Origin of the sequence: Facklamia sp. P13064 (assembly GCF_050409425.1) — a bacterium.
Lineage (GTDB): Bacteria > Bacillota > Bacilli > Lactobacillales > Aerococcaceae > Facklamia.
In genome coordinates, this window is the sequence record NZ_JBNUPM010000007.1 from 35,073 (window position 1) to 56,466 (window position 21,394).

The window sequence follows — 21,394 nt, forward strand, 5'->3', positions numbered from 1 at the left end:
TACGAGGTGTACTGTGTTTAAAAAAATAAAACTAAAAGAATTTTTTGATTACTTCCATTCGCTTCAAATTTCTTGGCAGATTTATTCTATTTTATTAATTTATATAGTTTTAATTGGAGTAGCCTTTAAATTAGAGTGGCGTATAGGTGTATTATTACTAATTTTCCTTAGTATCATCATTCTATTTTTTACCTTTAATATTAAAGGTTTTATTAAGGATTTAACGAAGATGGCGAGTCATATGTCAGAAAATGCTTCTTTAGCGCAAGAATATGCCCTATATAATGCTCCAATAGGAGTAATACTCTATGATCAAGAAGAAAGAGTAACGTGGACTAACCCAGCTATTAAGAAGATTTTTGAACAGGATATTATTGGTGAAAAAATTGAAAAAGTGGATGGGAAATTGACACAAATTCTTGGACAAAGTAATATGAGTCAATGGCAAGAAGTGTCTTTAACTAATGGTTATTACCGAGCCTTACATCATCATGAATATAAAGCACTTTATCTTTATGACATTACACAAGATATCGAAATTCAAAAAGTAATCGGTGAATCCATTCTAGTAATGGGATCTTTATTATTAGATGATTTTGATGATCTCATTTATGCGATGGATGATGAAGCAAGTGCAAAATTTGAATCTGATTTAATCAGTCGTCTTAATCGCTGGGCAGATCATTATCAAATTTACTTAAAGCAAACTGATGAAGATCAGTTTCTACTTTTGTTGAATGAGAGTTCTTTAAATGAACTCGAAAAAGAAAAGTTTGAATCCATTGAAGCTATTAAAGAGTATTATACCAGTCGAAAAATTCCTATATCGCTTTCTCTCGCTTTTTCTTATAGTCGAAATACTCAACAAAATATAATTGAAGTTTCCAAGCAGGTTAAATCCAACCTAGACTTAGCACTAGGTCGTGGCGGAGACCAAGTTGTCATTCGTGAAATAGAAGGAAAAGCAAGGTTCTATGGCGCAAAGACTAGTTTTACAGAAAACCGTTCGGATATACGCAGTAAAATGTTTTTCCAGGCGCTTAAAAGTACGGTATTGACTTATGATCGAATTTTAATTAGTGGACATCAGTCACCAGACTTAGATTCAATTGGTTCAGCCTTAGCTGTCAGACAAATTGTAAAATCTTTTGATCGCCAAGCCAAAATTCTGATTGATAGAGATGAACTCAACCAAGATATAAAAGGGATTATTAATAATGAGTACTTCGAGAAGTCTGATGAAGAAGTTTTCATTGAAGAAGCAGATTTAGATAACTACTTAAATGAAAAAACTCTACTAATTTTGGTAGACCATCATCGAGCGATGATTTCACAAGCTGAGTCTATCTTTTTTGACTACGATATTGTTATCATTGATCACCATCGCCAGGCAGAAGAATTCCCCAAAAATTGTGTGCTAAGTTATTTAGAACCTTCGGCTTCATCAGCGGTCGAATTACTCACGGAATACTTTAGTGTGATGGATGAAAAGGAAAATGCAATTGATGAAATGCTTGCAACAGTTATGCTAGCTGGTATAATTATTGATACCAATCAATTTTCTTTAAGGACCGGGTCGAGAACTTTTGAAGCAGCGGCATATTTAAAGTCTATGGGTGCAGATAATATAAAAATTAAGCATCTGTTAAAAGAAAGTTTAGAAAGCATTAAAATTAAAAATCGCTTGATTGAGAATACTGAAATAATCGATAAGGTCTTTGCGGTAACAGTAACGGATGAAGATATAGTAGTGGACAATGTCTTAGCTTCTCAAACAGCTGATGATTTGTTAGGAATTGATCAAATTGAAGCTTCATTTGTTATTTATAAACGCCATGAGAACGAAATAGGTATTTCAGCTAGAAGCTTGGGTAAAATAAATGTCCAAGTTATTATGGAAAAGCTTGGAGGTGGAGGTCATTTATCTAACGCAGCAACACAGATAAAAGACCAAACAATCCAAGAAGTAGAAGAACAATTAATTAAGGTAATTAATGTTAAGGAGGACTAAAAATGAAAGTCATTTTGTTAGAAGATGTTCGTAAGCAAGGTAAAAAGGGTCAGATTATAAATGTTTCAGATGGTTATGCTAATAATTACTTAATTAAAAATGGTTTAGCAAAAGTAGCTGATGCTAAAGCAATGAGTGAATTCAAAGCACAAAAGAAAGCTCAAGCAAAGTTGGAAGCGGAAGCATTGCAAGAGGCAAAAGATTTAAAAGTACAAATTGAAAAAGAAGAAACCATCGTTATCATTTCAGCTAAATCAGGTGAAGATGGTCGTTTATTTGGAACCATCCCTTCTAAACAAATAGCACAAGAATTAAAGAAACAATACGACATAGAAGTAGATAAACGTAAAATTGAGTTAGAAAATAACCTTTCATCCTTAGGTTTCCACAATGTTCCGGTTAAATTGCACACCGAAGTAATAGCAACTATTCGTGTAAAAGTCGAAGCAGTTTAGATAAAATATAAAGAGGTGAGACGATGGATATTTCGCAAATGAATCAGATGCAAGCACCTCAAAATATTGAAGCAGAAAGATCTGTCTTAGGTGGTCTTTTATTAGATCCAAAGAAATTAGCAACTGTTCAAACACTTTTACAAGAGCAGGACTTTTATAAAGTAGCCCATCAGCAAATTTTTGCAGCTATGGAGAGAGTTTTTGATCGCGACAATACCTTAGACCATTTGATGTTAAAGAATCAATTAGATGCTTTGGATCAATTAGAAAATGTCGGAGGCTATGAATATATTGTTGAACTAACAGGTTTCACTCCGACCACTGCTAATATTGAAAATTATGCCAGAATTGTTAAAGAAAAATCTATATTGCGACAACTCATTCATGCATCATCGAAAATTTCTCAAGTTGCTTATGATGAAGAACATGCAATAGAAGAGATCATCGATCAAAGTGAAAAGTTAATTTTATCAATAGGAGAAGGCTCTCAGAGTAATAGACCTCAAATGATGAGGCAATTGATAGCCGAGGCTTTTGATAATATCGTAAAATTAGCAGAGGAAAAACGCGATGTTGTTGGTCTTCCTACTGGTTATCATGAGCTGGACAAATTAACTAGTGGTTTTCAACCCGATCAGTTAGTTATTATTGCCGCTAGACCTTCTGTTGGTAAAACAGCATTTGCCTTAAATATAGCACAGAATGTCGCAACTAAATCTAAGGTTCCAGTTGTAATTTTCTCCTTAGAGATGGGTGCATTAGACATGGTATATCGGATGATTTGTGCAGAAGGAAGTATACATGCATCGAATCTACGAACAGGGCAATTGACGGATGATGAATGGAAAAGTTTCACGGTAGCAACTGATATATTAAGAGAAGCTCCTATTTATATTGATGACTCAGCTGGTATACGTGTTTCAGAAATTAGGGCTAAGTGTCGTCGTCTAAAACAAGAAAATCCTGATTTAGGTTTAATCGTCATTGACTATTTACAACTTATTGATGGAAATGGAAGAGAAAACCGCCAACAAGAAGTCTCAGAAATTTCGCGTCAGTTAAAGAAACTTTCTAAGGAATTATCGGTTCCAGTAATTGCCTTATCACAACTTTCTCGTGGTCTGGAACAAAGGCAAAATAAGCGACCTATTTTAAGTGATATTCGCGAGTCGGGTTCAATTGAACAAGATGCAGATATTGTCGCTTTTCTTTACCGTGAGGATTATCACCAGCAAAATGGTGATGCAGACGAAGGACACAAGGACGATTTACCAGATAATACGGTAGAAGTAATTATTGCTAAAAATAGAGCAGGTGCAAGAGATACTGTCAAACTACTTTTTAAAAAAGAGTATAATAAATTTTCAAGTTTATCCTATCAAAAAGAACCTTTTACTGTATAATATAGTAAAAGGTTCTTTTGTTATTTGACAAAGAGTAGTGATTTGAAAGATAGAATACGAGGAGATAATATGGAAGAATATTTAACAGCCCAGGAATTTGCTGATGAATTAGAAGTTACTCGACAATTGATCTATTATCATGCAAAAAAGATTCCTAATGAGGAGAAAGTGTATAATGAAGAAAACAGATTGGTTTTTACAAAAGAACAGCAAAAGCTATTAAAATCTTTTATGACAGATACATTTGACACTCAAATAGAAGAAACAGTCAAAGCCAAAGCCGAAAATAAAAATGAAGTGACAAAAGAAAAAAGTCAGAATTATGAAGAAAGTATAAAAGATAAACCAGGTGAGGAAAATACTGAATCTCTAGATCATTTGACAGAACTCAAGCGTGATTTTTCTTATGATCCTGAACTGGCGAAGCAAATCTCAATTGTCCTTGAAAATGAACGTGACTCAAAAAACGAAAAGTCAAGTGAAAACGAAGAAGTAAAAGAAAAAGGCTCTTCAAATACTATAAAAAAAAATCTGATGTCAGATGATACGGATCTAAAAAAACAGCAACAAGCCATTAGAACTTATATTGAAAAGACTGTCAAAGAACAACTGAAAGAAAAATGGTTGAAGGATGAAAAAGAAAGAAATGTTCTTATTAATGAACTAAAAGAAAAAAATAAACAAATTAATGATTTACTGCAATTAGTCGACCAGCAACAGCAGCTAATGCTCTTGACAGAAAAGAAGAATAATCATTTAATAGAGACTATTGAACATCTGGGAATAGAAGATAAAGTAGCTCAATCCTCTTCGGATGAAGATGATGAACAAAACGAATCAATTAAGTCAAAGTCATGGTTGCAAAGGTTATTTAGCTAATTTTATTCGCAGTAAGAAATTTAGGAGGATTTTATGAATTTAGAGGAAGTAGTGATTGTTTCAGCAAATCGAACAGCTATAGGAAGATTTGGCGGCAGTTTGAAAGATGTTTCGGCAGTGGAAATGACTAGTCAGTTACTCAAAAGGATGCTTGATAATATCACTCTCGATCCTTCTTTAGTTGATGAAGTTTTCATGGGAAATGTCTTGTCCGCAGGTTTAGGTCAAAACGTTGCTCGTCAAATAGCTATTCAATCTGGTATTAGTTTCAAAACACCTGCTACAACTATCAATCAAGTTTGCGGATCCGGAATGAAAGCTGTTATGTTAGCTAGCCAGTCTATTATGACAGGTGAAAATGAAATTGTGGTGGCGGGGGGTTGTGAAAATATGAGTCAAGCCCCTCATATTCTTTCCAATCATCGCTGGGGCTCCAAGCTAGGCAATGATAGGGTAGTGGATACTTTAGTTTTTGATGGTTTGACTGATGCTTTTGAAGGTTATCACATGGGAGTAACCGCTGAAAACTTGGCTGAAAAATATCAAATCAGTCGCGAAGAACAAGATGAATTTGCGTTAAGCAGTCAAAAGAAAGCTGAAAAAGCTTATTCTTCTGGTCGGTTTAAGCAAGAAATTATTCCTATTGTCCAAATGAAGCGTGGTCAAGAAGTTGTTTTTGAAGAGGATGAAAATATTCGCATGGGACAAACTCTTGCCGACTTAGAAAAATTGAAGCCAGTTTTTAAAGAGAATGGGACTGTGACTGCAGGCAATTCCTCAACTATTAATGATGGTGCTGCTGTCTTACTCCTAATGTCTAAGCGTAAAGCGAAAGAGTTAGGACTAGAAATAATGGCTAGTATTCGTTCAATAGGTAAAGCAGGCGTTGAACCCTCTTTAATGGGAACAGGACCTATTCCAGCTACTCAAAATGCTTTAAATAATGTCGGTTTAACCATTGAAGATATGGATTTAATCGAAGGAAATGAAGCATTCGCAGTCCAATCTTTAGTAGTCAATCGAGAATTAGGAATTAAGGACGAAATCATTAATGTTAATGGAGGAGCTATTGCTTTAGGGCATCCAATTGGCTGTAGTGGAGCGAGAATTCTTGTCACCCTGATTCACGAAATGAAGATACGTAATGTGGAAAGAGGATTAGCGACCTTATGTATAGGTGGCGGACAAGGAAATGCTGTCATAATAGAAAGAACGCGAGCATAATTTTACAAAAAATAAAGGGGCTGGGACAAAAGCCTTGAATAATTAAAGAAAGTCCGGTCAACGAGACAATCGTTAATCGGACTTTTTCTTTAAAAATATAAACCATGTCTTTCGATCAAGCCGACACCTTCCTGGAAGCCCTCGTTACGATTGAGAAGCGTTTGTAAACGTAAAAGAAAAAGCGAAGTTAGATTTTACTCGCCACTCCCTTTGCGATAAAGATAAGGTGAAGATCGAAGTCAAGCTGATATTTGTGGTCAATAATCTACGTAAATACGCAAAGTAGCGAGCCTAGATTGGAAAGTCACTTTCCAATCTAGGCTCGCTGAAAATTTTGAGGCGGCTGAGAAGCCCTTTTGTTCCAGCCGCTTTAATTTATTCATAGGGTTCAACATGAATGTCAATATCTTTAATTTGAAATTGATCTTGTAAGATAGCTTCGATTTCTTCTGTAATACAATGTGATTGATAGACGGACATACTCGGATCTAAAGCAATGGTAACATCTAAATAGATCAGTTGTGTAGCCATTCTTGCGCGAATGGAATTAATAGCAATCACATCAGGGTGGGAGAGAATACATTTTTCATAAATTAATAATGTTTCAGGGTCAAATCCATCTGATAAAGTAAAAGTCGATTCTTTAAAGACTTCAAAGGCAGACAGTATAATAATAATGCCCACTGTAATTGAAAGAAACGTATCGATAATAGGAAAGCCCCAGCTGACACATAAACTTCCGATAAGAGTTGCTATTGAAATAAGTAAGTCACCTTGCATATCCTTAGCAGTAGCTTTTAAACCGACAGAATTTGATTGGGTGGCTAATTTTTTTAAATAGGACTTCGTTAAAGTCAGAATTACGATTGAAAGAAGTGTAGTAAGAAGAACTTGTTGGCTTGTTTGTGAATAGTCTTTGGAAAAAAGTTGACTCATTCCTGAAAGAATTACTTGAAAGCCAATTGTGAACATTAGCAAAGAGACAATGAAACTGGATATAATTTCGTATTTTTCATGTCCAAATTTATGGTTATGATCAGCAGGCTTCTTTGCTAAATATAATCCAATCCACACAGCAGAAGAGGCAATAATGTCTGATAAGTTATTCAGACCATCAGCTTGTAAAGAATTTGCTTTAAAGATTGAAGCGGTAGTTAACTTGATTGTTGTCAGTAATAAATAAACTGTAATTCCAATCACTGCACCTTTGGAAGCAAGTTTGTAATTATTCATAAAGATTGAAAACTCCTAACGGTTTATTTCTATGAAATTAAATTTAATCATTATAAAAAGACCAGTAGTTTAATCCTTCATCTAGCAAAATTTGCTCATTAATGGGCTGGAAACTATACATTTTTTCAGGATTATCATTGGGATCATTGACATAGACATAGCCAGGTTCATAGCCACGAATTACGATAATGTGACCTACATCGGTAAAGAAACCAGGTTTGACAGATGCAATCACCACTTGGCCTTTTTGAACAGCTTCCATAGCAGAGTAAAAATTATTACCATGATTATAAAAATTAAATCCATGATCGGTTGCATAATCTGAAAATATAGTCCAGGAGGTACCCTCATTTTCGAAAAAATAATCGTGACCGGACCATTCAAGCACTTCTTCTGGCTCAACCAATCGGTTGGATAGATAAGAATATACCATGGCTAAAGATACGATTGCACAACCATTGTCACCTAAAGTATCTTGTTGACTAGCGCCATAATCGATGTCTGAATAAAGGGGTGACTTTTGTAAAATTAATGGAACATCCATTTGTAAATAAGAGTTTTTACTAGCGAAGGAAGGCTGATCAGGGAGAAAGAGGGTTCCTTCTCTTTCAATACTCATCTGGTTCTCATTGATGGCTTGTACAATATCTTGTTGAGCACTCATAATATTTCCTTGATAATCTGTTCTTATAATATCAGCAATCGATTCTTGAACATCTTGAATGGAAGCTGTTTTGGAACCATATTTATTTAATTCAAGGGCCAGCATTTTTTCTTCTTCTGTAGCTGTTTCTTCATTAATGGTTTCATTTTTTACACTCGGTAATTTTTTTTTAATTAGTGCTTGATTGGATGTTGTAACTTTCTCTGGACTGGTATTTTCTTTTGTAGAAAGATGGTTTAAGTAGAAAGTTAAGCTTAGACTTAATAGGATGGTTATAAGGGATAAGAAGGCTGCAAGACGATTTATTTTGTCTTGAAATGAATGCATGGTTTTCCTCCTCAATGGAGCATTACTCCGTAAATTCTTGTTTATGATAGCATAAATTATAAGGGAAACCTATCGAAAAACAAAACTAAAAAATTTGTAATCATATCGCAATTAGGTAAATTTAAATTTTAAATGAGAATCTCTAAGAGCTTATTTGTGACTATTTTTAAGTCCTGTGTTTTAATGGAAGAGTATATAAAGGAGAGAGTACAGTGGAAAAAAATAACTTATTGATGCAGTATTTTGAATGGTATCTGCCTAATGAAGGAAAACATTGGATAAACTTACAAAATGATGTAGATCACTTGTATGAAATAGGTGTGGATCATATCTGGCTTCCTCCTTTTTGTAAAGCCACTTCTATTAATGATGTGGGATATGGAGTCTATGATCTTTGGGATTTGGGCGAGTTTGATCAAGCAGGAAATGTGCGCACTAAGTATGGTAAAAAGGAAGACTTATTGAAGGCTATTCAATTACTCAAACAAAAAGATATTCTACCAATTGCTGATCTTGTGATTAATCATAAGGCTTATGCAGATGGTAAAGAAAAATTTCATGTGATGAAAGTGAATCCTGAAAACCGTCAAGAAATGATTTCTGATCCTTATGAAATTGAAGGTTGGACCCATTTCTATTTTCCAGGTAGAGCGAATAAATACTCAGATTTTGAATGGCACTGGTACCATTTTAGTGGCATTGATTATGATGCGACTAATAATGAAGAGGGTGTTTATTTAATTTTAGGCGACGAAAAAGGTTGGGCTGATGATCAATCGGTAGATAGTACCTATGGTAATTATGATTATCTGATGTTTGCTGATATTGATTTTTCTCATCCTGAAGTAAACGAACATATCAAACAGTGGTTAAAATGGATGGTGAATGAAACGGGAGTTAAAGGTTTACGCTTCGATGCATTAAAACATATTGATTCTCACTATATAAAAGAACTCTGTGAAGAAATTAATTTTACACAAGGTGATGATTTTTATTTAATTGGTGAATATTGGAATCCTGATCTTGAAAAAAAATTAGATTATTTAGAATCGATTAATTATCAGTTAGATCTCTTTGATGTAGGCTTACATATGAATTTATACCAAGCCAGTCAAGCGGGTAATCAGTATGATTTAAGTAAAATTTTTGCAGGAAGCTTAGTTAAGGACAATCCATTAGTCAGTGTAACATTTGTTAATAATCACGACACACAACTAGGACAATCTCTTGAGTCTCAAGTCGAAGAATGGTTTATACAACATGCCTATGCTTTAATTCTTTTGCGTCAGCAAGGACTTCCTACTCTCTTTTATGGCGATTATTATGGAGTACAAAATGGAGAGAAGTCCCCATCCTATCAAGAGCAAATCGATCCTTTACTACACTTGCGAAAATATCATACTTACGGAGAGCAAGTGGATTACTTTGACCATCGAAATACCGTAGGCTGGACTTGTCTAGGAACACAAGAACATCCCTACGGGATAGCAGTAGTGATGACAAATAGTGAGGCAGGTTTTAAAGAGATGAGTATGGGTGAATTGAATGCAGGAGCTATTTATGTTGATTATCTAAATAATCACTCAGGCAAAGTAGAATTAGATGAGCAAGGAAAAGGATTTTTCCCAGTTAATCAAGCTTCAGTATCTGTTTGGATTGATGAAAAAGCTATATGGGACTAGTGAAATAAGATAAATTTAAAACTATTAAAGATAGATATATCTAAAAGAATCACGTATAATATTATTAAGCGTTTTCATATAAACGGCTTATTTAGCATGGGAATGAAAGGATGTGAATAAAATGGAAAAGAAAAATCGGGGCTTTGAAGTTATCCGTTCGTATAAGGATAAAGCGATTCGAATTCCTCAACGGCAAACCAAGTACTCAGCTGGCTATGACATTGAAGCTGCCGAAACGGTTGTACTTCCTTCCTTTTGGAAACAGTCTGTTTATTATTTAATACATAATACCTTTTTAATGATTAAGGGTCAGGAAACCATGAAGGAAGATGACTTATGGCAGGCTACTTTAGTTCCAACGGGTTTAAAGGCCTACATGATGGAAAACGAATATTTGAAGATTGTTAATCGCTCGTCGGGAAGTTATAAGCACCAAACAACCCTACCTAATGGTATTGGTATTATTGATCAAGATTATTATAATAATGAAAAAAATGAAGGACATATATATATTCAACTTATTAATTATGGCTTGAAGGATCGAACCATTCATAAGGGTGAAAGGATTGCTCAAGGAATTTTTTCTAAATTTCTACAAGTAGATGACGATCAAGTAGTTAATAGTGATCGACAGGGTGGTTTTGGGTCATCTGGTTAAGGGAGTGATTGAATGGCAAAAAATAAGGTAATGTATGAGTGTTTAGCTTGTGGCTATGAGTCACCTAAGTGGTTAGGAAAATGTCCAAATTGTGGCAGTTGGAATCAAATGGAAGAACAATTGGTCCCTACAACCACTACTTCAACTACTTTGACTCATACATCACAATCAATGGTCGGCAAAGCCACTCAATTGGATCAAATTCCAAGTCAAGTTGAAGAAAGAATTAATACAAAAATGGGAGAGTTTGATCGAGTATTAGGCGGGGGAATTGTTCCAGGTGGTTTAGTTTTAATTGGAGGCGATCCTGGAATTGGGAAATCGACTTTATTACTTCAGGTATCCATTCGCTTGGCTAATTTGAAACAGCGGGTCCTTTATGTTTCTGGTGAAGAAAGTTTAACCCAAATTAAACTCAGAGCTGAAAGACTGGCATTAAGTGGTAAAGATTTTTATTTATTATCTGATACGGACTTGGGTAATATTGTGACTCAAATTCAAGAAGTGAATCCTGAAATCGTAGTCATCGATTCTATTCAAACGATGGCATCACCAGACAATCAAGGCTTAGTGGGATCTGTTTCTCAGTTACGGGCAGCGACTAATATTTTGATGCGAATAGCCAAAGACCATAAAATTGCTATTTTTATAGTTGGCCATGTAACTAAAGAAGGCAATATAGCGGGACCTAGAATGTTGGAACATATGGTAGATGCGGTTTTATACTTTGAAGGTGAAAAACATAATCGCTTCAGAATCTTAAGGGCTGTAAAAAACCGATACGGATCTACCAATGAGATTGGCGTCTTTGAAATGATTGATACAGGTTTAGTAGAAGTAACCAACCCCTCAGAGTTATTCTTAGAGGAGAGGATAGAAGGTGCTACCGGATCCACAGTTGTTGCTGCCATGGAAGGGACGCGAACGGTATTAGCTGAAATCCAATCATTAATGACTCCGACGGTGTTTGGTAACGCCAAACGCACCGCATCAGGAATAGAGTACCAACGTATATCGCTCTTATTAGCAGTCATGGAGAAACATTGTGGTCTTTTAGTTCAAAACCAAGATGCTTTTTTTAAAACGACTGGAGGGGTTCGCTTAGATGAACCCGCCATTGATTTAGCCATAGCTGTAAGTATTGCTTCTAGCTATTGGAATCGAGAAGTGAGAGTAGATGATGTCTTTATTGGTGAGATTGGTCTAACTGGAGAAATTAGAAGAGTCAATCAGATTGAAGAACGAATTAAGGAAGCAAGTAAATTAGGCTTTAAGCGTGTTTTTATCCCTTATAATAATCAATCGCATCTAAAACAACTGGACCTATCGATTGAAGTCATCCCAGTTAAAACGATCAAACAAGCTATTTTAATCGTTTTTCCTAAATAATTGAAAATTCTTACAAAGGAGGTGAAAAAATGATAAAAAAAATGACGATTAGTGTATCAATGATTGTTGGCTTAAGTTTTGGCTATACTTTAGGAGCAGAAATTTGGCGTAGTCTTCGCTTATACCATCAATTATTAATCAATCCTTTTGTGAATAGTATGATTTTCGGACTTATTTTTATGTTATTAGGTATTTTACTTGCGCCGCTTTTTGAACAATTAATTCATAAATTACTATCTATTTTGGAAAAGCAGTCAACGCCAAATCTGTTATTCGGTGCTTTAGGCATTTTATTAGGATTATTAATCGGTTATTTACTTTCGTTGCCGATTGGGTCTTTAGATATCCCTTTCTTATCGAGTACAATGCCGCTTGTTCTGACTGTTTTAGGGGGAATGATTGGTTATCAAATGATGATCAATCGCCGAGATGAAGTCTTACATCTCTTTACAAAATCTGGCCAAAAACTACAATCTGCTTCTTTTGAATTGAATAAAAAACCTAAACAAAGCGAAGTCAAAGCAGGTCAAAGATTGAAGATATTAGACACTAGTGTAATTATTGATGGAAGAATAGCAGAAGTGGTTCAAACAGGCTTTATAGAAGGAAGTTTATTAGTTCCAAAATTTGTCTTATCTGAATTGCAACATATTGCAGATGCTTCTGATTCTTTAAAAAGGGCAAAAGGTAGACGTGGGTTAGATATTCTAAACCTTTTACAAAAGTCTTCCAAAATAAATATTGATTTTTTTGAAGGAGACTATGCGGATATCGAAGAAGTTGATGCGAAATTAGTAAGGCTAGCTAAAGATTTAAATGCGATCTTGGTAACCAATGATTACAATTTAAATAAAGTTTCAGAATTTCAAAATGTTCCTGTCTTGAACATTAATGAGTTAGCCAATGCGGTAAAACCAGAAGTGTTACCTGGTGAGGAAATGCAAGTTCAAATTATAAAAGCAGGAACCGAACGCCGCCAAGGGGTGGCCTATCTTGATGATGGCACCATGGTAGTGGTTGAGGATGGCCAAAATTATATTAATAAGCATTTAAATGTAGTAGTTACTTCATCTTTGCAAACAGCTGCTGGTAGAATGATTTTTGCTAAAATTTTTGAAAATTAAGAGCATTTGAATCTCATTAGATGAAGGAGTACAATAGCTTTTGTAGACTAGATGGAATTAAAGGAGAAATACAATGAGCGATAAAATTCGTGTGCGTTATGCACCAAGCCCTACGGGCGATTTACACATTGGAAATGCGAGAACAGCTTTGTTTAATTATCTATATGCACGTTCACAAGATGGAACGTTTATCATTCGGACAGAAGATACAGATACAAAACGTAATCTAGAACATGGTGAACAAAGCCAATTAGACAATCTAACTTGGCTAGGTATTGATTGGGACGAATCCCCGGTTAATCCTGGTGAATATGGTCCTTACAGACAATCAGAGCGTTTGCATATCTATCAACCCTTGATTGATGACTTATTAGCTCGTGACTTGGCTTATAAATGCTATATGACTGAAGAAGAGTTAGAAGCAGAAAGAGAAGAACAAAAGGCTCGTGGAGAAATGCCTCATTATGGGGGAAAACATGCCCACTTAACCAAGGAAGAACAAGAAACTTTTGAAGCTGAGGGCCGTCAGCCTGTTGTTCGTTTTAGAGTACCAGCAAATGTTACTTATCAATTTGATGATATTGTAAAAGGGCCTGTAAGCTTTGAATCGAAAAATATTTCAGGCGATTGGGTAATTCAAAAGAGAGACGGTATGCCTACTTATAACTTTGCTGTAACTGTGGATGATCATATGATGAAGATCACTCATGTTTTACGTGGAGATGACCATATTGCGAACACCCCTAAACAAATGATGATTTATGATGCTTTTGATTGGGAATATCCAGAATTTGGTCATATGACATTAATTATTAATGCCGAAACTAATAAAAAGTTATCTAAACGTGATGGTGGAATCCTACAATTTATTGAGCAATACCGTAACTTAGGTTATTTACCAGAGGCTTTGTTTAACTTTATTGCCTTATTAGGTTGGTCACCAAAAGGTGAAGAAGAAATCTTCTCGCCACAAGAGTTAGTGGAACAATTTGACCCAGAACGTCTATCAACTTCTCCTGCTTCATTTGATAAGAAGAAATTAGAATGGATTAACAACACTTACATGAAAGCAGCAGATCTTGAGACAGTGGTAGACTATGCATTACCTCATTTACAAAAAGCAGGAAAAGTAAGTGCTGATCCTAATGCAGAAGAATTAGCCTGGGTTAAAAAGCTAGTTAGCTTATACCATGAGCAAATTTCTTATGGTGCTGAGATTGTTGAAGCATCTAGCTTATTCTTCAATGATAAGTTAGAGCTGAGTGAGGAAGCAAAAGAAATTATGCAAGCTGAGAGTGCTTCAACAGTCGTTCAAGCTATGCAAAGCAAATTACAGGCTTTGTCAGATGAAGATTTTGTAGCTAGCAATATCAAACCATTGACTAAGGAAATTCAAAAGGAAACTGGTATTAAAGGAAAAACCCTCTTTATGCCAATCCGAATTGCGGTTTCTGGTCAAATGCATGGTCCAGAATTGCCGGATATGATTGAAGTACTAGGCAAGAAAAAAGCCTTAGACCATATTCAGCAAGTTTTATCGCTTTAGTGAATACAAAGTGGAAACCGATGGTTTCCACTTTTGTTTGAGAGCTTTTTCTTGAGCTTTAAATAATGGAATGTCATAATAAATATGCACAAATTTGAAGGAGGCTACTTATGTATTTCGTAGATAATGAAAATAACTATGATGCGAGTGTCAATATTGCTTTGGAAACTTATTTAGTAGAGAATCGCTTAGTCGATGAGCCAATTTTACTTTTCTACATTAATGAACCTTCGATTATTATTGGCCGTAATCAAAACACTTTTGAAGAAATTAATCAAGCTTATGTTGATGAACATAATATTCGAGTAGTTCGCCGTATGTCAGGTGGGGGAGCCGTTTACCATGATTTAGGAAACTTCTCATTCTGCTTTATCAAAGATGATGATGGAACATTTAGAGATTTTAAAGCATTTACTCAACCCGTCATTGATGCTTTACATAAGATGGGAGCCACTTCAGCTGAATTGTTAGGCCGAAATGATTTACTAGTAGATGGCAAGAAGTTCTCTGGTAATGCAATGTATGCTAAACGTGGGCGTATGACAGCTCATGGAACGATTTTATTCGATTCTGATTTAGACGAAGTCAATAATGCATTAAAACCAAACAAAGCAAAGTTTGAATCTAAAGGTGTCAAGTCAGTACGCTCACGGGTGACAAACTTAAAGCCTTATGTGGATGATAAGTATAAAGAGTTAACTACTGAGCAATTCAGAGACCTTGTCTTATTAGAAATCTTTAATGTTGAAAAACGCGAAGATGTTAAAGAATATCATTTGACAAAAGAAGACTGGGAAAAGGTTTATCAAATTCGTGAAGAGCGTTTTGGTAATTGGGATTGGAACTACGGTCACTCACCAAAATTTGATATTCAAGCCTCTCACAAATTCCCTTTCGGTTTTGTAGATATGCGCTTCAACATTAAAGATGCCATGATTACCGATACCAAAATTTATGGTGATTTCTTTGGACTTGGTGAAATTGAAGATGTAGAAAATGCTATAACTGGCGTTAAATTTGAACGTCAAAGTATTTTAAAGGCCCTAGAAAATATGGATCTTAAAAAATATTTAGGAAATGTTGAAGCAGAAGAGCTTGTTGAAATGATTTTCTCATAAAAGTGCAATAAATTATTGGCCGGAAATATTTCCGGCTTTTTTAATTCTTTATGGACTCATTAAATGCCAATATATTTATTCGAAAGTAAGTGCTAGTAATGATATAATAAGCCTCAAGTTTAATGATAGAAAGAGGGTTCATAAGATGGCTATTCAATTATTTAATACCTTAACACGTCAAAAGGAAAACTTTATTCCCCTAGAAGAAGGAAAAGTGAGCTTTTATCTTTGTGGGCCAACAGTATATAACTATATTCATATTGGTAATGCACGTTCTGCTGTTGCTTTTGATACTATTCGTCGTTATTTAGAGTATCGCGGCTATGAAGTGAATTTTGTCAGTAACTTTACTGATGTGGATGATAAAATTATTAAGGCAGCTGAAAAGGAAGGATTAACAGCCAAAGAGCTTTCTGATAAGTATATTGCTGCCTATAAAGAAGATATGCGTGCGATTAATGTTAAGCCCGCCAGCAATAACCCGCGTGTTATGGAAAATATCCCAGAAATCATTGATTTTATTAAAGTTTTAATCGATAAGGGCTATGCTTATGAAAGCCAAGGAGACGTCTATTATCGGACAGCTAAATTTGAGAAGTATGGCCAATTATCGGACCAGTCTATCAGCGATTTGCGTGATGGCGCTAGTCAACGAATTACTGATGAAGAGAGTGAAAAAAAGGAAAATGCGATTGATTTTGCTTTATGGAAGGCAGCTGGAAAAAGTGCGGTTTCTTGGGAATCGCCATGGAGTAAAGGTAGACCCGGATGGCATATTGAGTGCTCGGTAATGGCTACGAAATACTTGGGAGAAACGATTGATATTCATGGGGGTGGTCAAGACTTACAGTTTCCTCATCATGAAAATGAAATCGCTCAGTCCGAAGCCCATTCTGATTATTCTCATCCCTTTGCTAAATATTGGTTACATAATGGGTTTGTAACTATGGGATCCAATGGAGAGAAAATGTCGAAATCATTAGGTAATTTTGTGCTTCTAAGGGATATTATTAAAGAATACGATCCAATGGTTATACGCTATCTTTTAGCCAGTGTGCAATACCGTCGTCCTATCCGTTATGATGCTAATGCCATCGCTACTGCAAGTCGTGAAGTTGAACGTTTGAAAGAACTGATGGATCGCTTAGCCTATCGAATGGATCATTTAGGAAGTGGACAAGCTAGTCTTGATAGAGAACAGGAAGTAAGAGAAGCAATCAAAGAAGGCGTGGATGCTTTTAATCAAGCGATGGAAGATGACTTCAATACGGCTAATGCTTTATCAGCTATTTTTGAAATGAGCAAGCAAATTCATCGCTATCTTGATCAAGAAGCTGTGGCGCTTCAATTGTTAAAAGAAATCAATCAATTGATGTATCAACTTTTAGGGATCTTCGGTTTGGAATTAAATTCGACAGAAGTCCTTGATAGCGAAATTGAAAATTTAATTGAGGAAAGAAATCAATCGCGTAAAGAGAAAAACTTTCAAAGAGCGGATGAAATTCGTGATTGGTTGAAAGAGCAAAATATTTTATTAGATGATACTCCGCAAGGAACAAGGTGGAAAAGAGGATAAAAGTGACAAATGAAAATACACCAGATAAGTATTCTTTGCTAAATGGCGCAGCCTTAGCCTATGTAGGAGATGCTGTTTTTGAAGTAGAGATACGCAAGCATGTGATTGAATTAGGAAAAACGCATCCCAATAAATTGCACAAAGCCGCCATCAAATATGTTTCGGCTAAGGGGCAAGCGAAAGTGATGCATCATTGGATTCAGCAAGACGATTTCTTAACAGCTGAAGAAATTCAAATCTATAAACGTGGGCGCAATCATAAGGCCAATACAAAAGCTAAAAATGCTTCGATCGGTGATTACCGTCAAGCAAGCGGATTTGAGGCATTATTGGGTTGGCTTAAATTAAGTGGACAAGAAGAGCGTTGCTATCATTTAATTCAACTAGCGATTCAATATATTAATGAAGAAGGAGCCTAATAATGAGAAAGAAAAATCATACAGCGGATTTTCATAAGAAAAAACGCTCCAATATAAATTCTTTCAAAGAGCCTTTGGTAGACTCAAAAGCTTTTGAAAATAGTGAATCGATCTACGGTAAACATGCTGTTCAAGCTTATTTAGAAACAAAAAAGCAAGTTAATAAATTATTTATTCAAATAGGGATTGCAGGAGAAGTAATATCTAGTATAATAAAAATGGCTAAAATTAAAGGAATTGTATTCCAGGAAGTGCCAAAGTCGAAGCTAGATGAAATGGTTGATGGTGAAAATCATCAAGGTGTTGTTCTAACTATTCCTCCTTTTGATTACGCTGAACTAGAAGATGCTCTTCAGTTAGCAGCTTCAAGAGGAGAGGATCCTTTTATTCTTATTTTAGATGGGATTGTCGATCCACATAACTTGGGCTCTATTCTAAGAACGGCAGACGCTACAGGCGTTCATGGGGTGATTATCCCTAAAAGACGTTCAGTTGGATTAACCAATGTAGTTGCAAAAATATCTACTGGAGCCATTGAACATGTTCCAGTGATCCGAGTAGCTAACATTAAACAGGTTATGGATCAGTTAAAAGAAAAGGGAATATGGATCTTTGCGACGGATATGGCTGGAGAAGATATGCGTCAGTGGGATTCACATGGACCAATTGCATTAGTAATTGGTAATGAAGGTCAAGGGGTTTCTGAACTTGTAAAAAAATCAGCAGATGGAATCGTTACTATTCCGATGGTTGGGCATGTGCAAAGTCTGAATGCATCTGTTGCAAGTGCAGTCTTGATGTATGAAGTAGCACGCCACCGTATTGGAAAGTAGGGATTATCATGCGATATAAACGTCAGGAAATTTTATTTGTTGACGGTTATAACATGATTGGTGCATGGCCAGAACTTACCCAACTTAAAAAAATGGACCAGTTAAATCAAGCGCGCGATCAATTATTATTTGAGCTTTCAGAATATCGAAAATACCGAGACCTCAAAATTATCGTTGTCTTTGATGCACAATTTGTTCCCGGAATAACACAAATTTATGAACACTATCAAGTCGAAGTTGTTTTTACACAAGAAGGGGAAACAGCTGATTCCTATATTGAAAGAGAAGTAGCTCATTGGATTTCTCCTCTTAATCGTGTGGTAGTTGCGACAAGCGATATGGCAGAGCAATGGCTAATTTTTCAAAAAGGTGCCATGCGAATGTCTGCTAATGAGCTTTATATGCAGTTACAATTTAATAAAAGACAAGTTCGACAAACAGTTGAAGACCACTATTCACAGTTAATCAGGCGGCGGAGCCCTTGGAAGCTTGACCAATTGAAGCTATTAGATGATCTAAGATTTCGCTTAGATGATGACAAGAATGAATAATGGAGAGATGAAATGAACGAGTTTGACCATTTGACCAATGAAATGTTGATTATGCGCTTGAAAGAAAATATCGCTGATGAGTTTTCATTTATGTTACTAGTTGAACGTTTTATTCCCCTCTTAAAAAAATTTGCTTATCAAATGCCAGTGGATGGCTATGAACCAGAAGACATTATTCAAGAAGGAGTTATCCTGATGTATCGGGTAATTCAACATTATGATCCTGCTTATGGTGGTTATTTTGCCCCTTATTTTCAAAGATCATTGTATAATTACCTGATTAATTTACTCCGTCGCAATTCCAAAGAAGCTCAGACCATTCGCTTTGGAATGGACGCTGAACGCGATCAGCTTGAAATTGGTGATAGTATTAGTCATAAGAGCTTAAGCTATGACTATCAATTAGCAACTACTCCCGAATTACAAGTTATTGTCAATGAAGAAAAAGAACGTTATCTTGCTAAGCTAAGTCTTTTTGAAAGACAGATTATCTTCTGTTATAGTGATTTATCAATGAAACCAAGAGAAATTGCTGAGTATTTAGGCATTGATAAAAATCGAGTCAAAAATGCTTTGAGACGAGCAAAAGATAAGTTAAGAGATATTATCGCTGAATAGAAACTACTAATAATTTATCCAAGAATTAGTCGAAAATAGACCGATTCTTGGCTTTTTTATTAGGAATCTGAGTCTTTACTTGTGCAATCTACTTATGATATACTACGGTCTGTTCTTTATGAACACTATGATTCTTCGGTGGATCAAGCCGCCCTCAGTCCTTTGGTCATAGTAATTACTAGAGCCTGCTCTATAAAGGAGACTAATATGAAAAAAAAATATACTACTAATGATTTAATGCGAATAGCATTAGTTGCTGCTTGCTACATTGTGTTGACTTTGATAATTTCCCCTCTTTCCTTTGGATTGGGAATTCGTATCAGTGAGGGATTGAATTTTTTAGCCCTTTATAATAAACGTTATATTTTAGGAGTTACTTTAGGCGTTTTTATTGTCAATTATTTTTCTTACGGTATTTGGGATATGATCATTGGCTCGCTCACTAGCTTTATTTTTTTACATTTAGCTTGCTCTATCATTGAAAAACTATTTCCTTTAATTGATAGTAAGAAAGATGAAATTAATAAGTCGCTGTTTTTCAAATATTTAATTATTGGCCTATCCATGACTATATCGATGGTTAATATTGCCTTGTTAGTTGTTTTTTTAGGAGCTCCTTGGGAAACTTTTATAACCCGACTTGTAAGTATGATGGTTAGTGAAGGCTTATCTCTATTGGCTGGAGGAATAATTATCTATTTTATCAGTGAGCGAATCGATTTAAGACGCTAAGTGATAGATTATTAGAAGCAATCATCAATTTATATTTCAAAAACGGTCAAGAAATATTAGCTTTTTTAAAATGAAAATTGAAAAGAATTAATTTACAAGCAAACATTTGAATGCTAAAATAATGTCAGTTAAATAATCGTAAAGTAAAGGGGAGCCTTGAAGCTGAGAGTGGACTTGTTCCAGACCCTTGAACCTGATCACGGTCAAACGTGCGTAGGAATTACTTTGAAATAGGGACTTTATGCCTTTTCTCTTTACTTTGCAAAAATGTAAGGAGTTTTTTTATGGGAAAGAATAAAAATGTTTTACTTCTAGTAGAAGCAGCTATTTTTGCTGCTATCGCAGTGGTCCTGTCTTTATTACCGACAAATTTCGGTGCTTCATTAACGATTTCTTTAGGCATGGTACCATTGACAATTTTATCCTTAAAACGAGGATTTAAATGGGGGCTGTTTTGCGGCTTTCTATGGGGTTTGCTACATTTCCCCCTAGGGAATGTATATTTTTTAAGCGTTAGTCAGGTATTAATTGAATACCTCCTTGCTTTTGCTTTTGGTGGTTTTGCGGGCTTAATGTCTGAGCGTTTTTATCAGTCTGAAAATAAAGCTTGGCCTTTAATTTTAGCAACTTTCATTGGAACATTTGCACGTTTCTTCTGGCACTTTGTCGCTGGCTATATTTATTGGGGATCTTATGCACCTGAAGGGATGTCACCCTTAGTCTTCTCATTTATCATGAATGGAGCGAGTGCCTTATTAACATCTTTTGCTTCGGCAATCATTCTAATCCTAGTCTATCAAGCAGCCCCTCGTTTATTCGATCGTAAGCTATATAGATAATAAGTTTATATTTAAAGTAGTGAATATTTCTCCACTACTTTTTTTGTGCACATTTTTAAATTAAATTTAAACCAATCACAATAAAAAGTTAAATAAAATCATTTATACTAACG

The 21,394-nt window shown here is 35.4% G+C and carries 20 protein-coding genes and 1 riboswitch; of the genes, 18 read left to right on the top strand and 2 right to left on the bottom strand.

The window, feature by feature from the left end; genetic code table 11:
* Window positions 1-13 precede the first annotated feature (13 nt).
* From ACQV2S_RS04235 to ACQV2S_RS04255, 5 genes are all read left to right on the top strand, one after another.
* Complete coding sequence (locus ACQV2S_RS04235) at window positions 14-2,011, top strand: DHH family phosphoesterase (RefSeq protein ID WP_428873051.1); 1,998 nt, start codon at window positions 14-16, stop codon at window positions 2,009-2,011.
* 2 nt (window positions 2,012-2,013) lie between these two features.
* A complete protein-coding gene (rplI, locus tag ACQV2S_RS04240; RefSeq protein WP_428873052.1) occupies window positions 2,014-2,466 on the top strand; it encodes a 50S ribosomal protein L9 in 453 nt (150 codons plus the stop codon).
* Window positions 2,467-2,489: 23 nt separating this feature from the next.
* Window positions 2,490-3,869 carry a replicative DNA helicase gene (gene dnaB, locus ACQV2S_RS04245; RefSeq protein ID WP_428876220.1) on the top strand — a complete coding sequence of 460 codons (1,380 nt, stop codon included), beginning with the start codon at window positions 2,490-2,492 and terminating at the stop codon, window positions 3,867-3,869.
* 69 nt (window positions 3,870-3,938) lie between these two features.
* Complete coding sequence (locus ACQV2S_RS04250; protein WP_428885071.1) at window positions 3,939-4,748, top strand: hypothetical protein; 810 nt, start codon at window positions 3,939-3,941, stop codon at window positions 4,746-4,748.
* A 33-nt stretch (window positions 4,749-4,781) separates the two neighbouring features.
* A complete protein-coding gene (locus ACQV2S_RS04255) occupies window positions 4,782-5,972 on the top strand; it encodes an acetyl-CoA C-acetyltransferase (protein WP_428875071.1) in 1,191 nt (396 codons plus the stop codon).
* A gap of 375 nt (window positions 5,973-6,347) precedes the next feature.
* Here ACQV2S_RS04255 and ACQV2S_RS04260 read toward each other — a convergent pair whose 3' ends face one another.
* Both ACQV2S_RS04260 and ACQV2S_RS04265 read right to left on the bottom strand, forming a co-directional pair.
* Window positions 6,348-7,205, bottom strand: coding sequence for a cation diffusion facilitator family transporter (locus ACQV2S_RS04260; RefSeq protein WP_428885072.1), 858 nt, complete (start codon window positions 7,203-7,205; stop codon window positions 6,348-6,350).
* Window positions 7,206-7,248: 43 nt separating this feature from the next.
* Window positions 7,249-8,196: a C39 family peptidase gene (locus tag ACQV2S_RS04265; RefSeq protein ID WP_428876222.1), complete on the bottom strand. Its 948-nt coding sequence runs from the start codon at window positions 8,194-8,196 to the stop codon at window positions 7,249-7,251.
* Between the two features lie 212 nt (window positions 8,197-8,408).
* Between ACQV2S_RS04265 and ACQV2S_RS04270 the strand changes: the two genes are divergently transcribed.
* The 13 genes from ACQV2S_RS04270 (at window position 8,409) to thiT (ending at window position 21,281) form a co-directional block, all read left to right on the top strand.
* Window positions 8,409-9,878, top strand: a complete 1,470-nt coding sequence (locus tag ACQV2S_RS04270; RefSeq protein ID WP_428873058.1) for an alpha-amylase — start codon at window positions 8,409-8,411, stop codon at window positions 9,876-9,878.
* Window positions 9,879-9,999: 121 nt separating this feature from the next.
* Entirely contained in the window at window positions 10,000-10,536 is a 537-nt protein-coding gene (locus ACQV2S_RS04275) for a dUTP diphosphatase (RefSeq protein WP_428873059.1), read from the top strand.
* A gap of 12 nt (window positions 10,537-10,548) precedes the next feature.
* Window positions 10,549-11,925 carry a DNA repair protein RadA gene (gene radA / locus ACQV2S_RS04280; protein WP_428885073.1) on the top strand — a complete coding sequence of 459 codons (1,377 nt, stop codon included), beginning with the start codon at window positions 10,549-10,551 and terminating at the stop codon, window positions 11,923-11,925.
* A gap of 29 nt (window positions 11,926-11,954) precedes the next feature.
* Window positions 11,955-13,049: a PIN/TRAM domain-containing protein gene (locus ACQV2S_RS04285; protein WP_428873061.1), complete on the top strand. Its 1,095-nt coding sequence runs from the start codon at window positions 11,955-11,957 to the stop codon at window positions 13,047-13,049.
* A gap of 73 nt (window positions 13,050-13,122) precedes the next feature.
* Window positions 13,123-14,595, top strand: coding sequence for a glutamate--tRNA ligase (gltX, locus tag ACQV2S_RS04290; RefSeq protein ID WP_428873062.1), 1,473 nt, complete (start codon window positions 13,123-13,125; stop codon window positions 14,593-14,595).
* A gap of 110 nt (window positions 14,596-14,705) precedes the next feature.
* The gene (locus ACQV2S_RS04295; RefSeq protein WP_428873063.1) at window positions 14,706-15,713 is read left to right on the top strand and encodes a lipoate--protein ligase; all 1,008 of its coding nucleotides are present in this window, start codon (window positions 14,706-14,708) and stop codon (window positions 15,711-15,713) included.
* Window positions 15,714-15,858: 145 nt separating this feature from the next.
* Window positions 15,859-17,289: a cysteine--tRNA ligase gene (cysS, locus tag ACQV2S_RS04300; protein ID WP_428885074.1), complete on the top strand. Its 1,431-nt coding sequence runs from the start codon at window positions 15,859-15,861 to the stop codon at window positions 17,287-17,289.
* A 2-nt stretch (window positions 17,290-17,291) separates the two neighbouring features.
* On the top strand, window positions 17,292-17,708 hold the full coding sequence (locus ACQV2S_RS04305; RefSeq protein WP_428873065.1) for a Mini-ribonuclease 3: 417 nt from the start codon (window positions 17,292-17,294) through the stop codon (window positions 17,706-17,708).
* A gap of 2 nt (window positions 17,709-17,710) precedes the next feature.
* Window positions 17,711-18,541 (top strand): 23S rRNA (guanosine(2251)-2'-O)-methyltransferase RlmB, encoded by an 831-nt coding sequence (gene rlmB / locus ACQV2S_RS04310; RefSeq protein ID WP_428873066.1) that lies wholly within the window; start codon window positions 17,711-17,713, stop codon window positions 18,539-18,541.
* Between the two features lie 8 nt (window positions 18,542-18,549).
* Window positions 18,550-19,092, top strand: a complete 543-nt coding sequence (locus ACQV2S_RS04315; protein WP_428873067.1) for an NYN domain-containing protein — start codon at window positions 18,550-18,552, stop codon at window positions 19,090-19,092.
* Window positions 19,093-19,104: 12 nt separating this feature from the next.
* Window positions 19,105-19,710, top strand: a complete 606-nt coding sequence (locus tag ACQV2S_RS04320; RefSeq protein ID WP_428873068.1) for a sigma-70 family RNA polymerase sigma factor — start codon at window positions 19,105-19,107, stop codon at window positions 19,708-19,710.
* A gap of 207 nt (window positions 19,711-19,917) precedes the next feature.
* Complete coding sequence (locus tag ACQV2S_RS04325) at window positions 19,918-20,442, top strand: QueT transporter family protein (protein WP_428885075.1); 525 nt, start codon at window positions 19,918-19,920, stop codon at window positions 20,440-20,442.
* A gap of 137 nt (window positions 20,443-20,579) precedes the next feature.
* Window positions 20,580-20,679, top strand: a riboswitch (TPP riboswitch).
* Window positions 20,680-20,726: 47 nt separating this feature from the next.
* Window positions 20,727-21,281: an energy-coupled thiamine transporter ThiT gene (gene thiT, locus ACQV2S_RS04330; protein ID WP_428876228.1), complete on the top strand. Its 555-nt coding sequence runs from the start codon at window positions 20,727-20,729 to the stop codon at window positions 21,279-21,281.
* The last annotated feature ends 113 nt before the right edge of the window (window positions 21,282-21,394 follow it).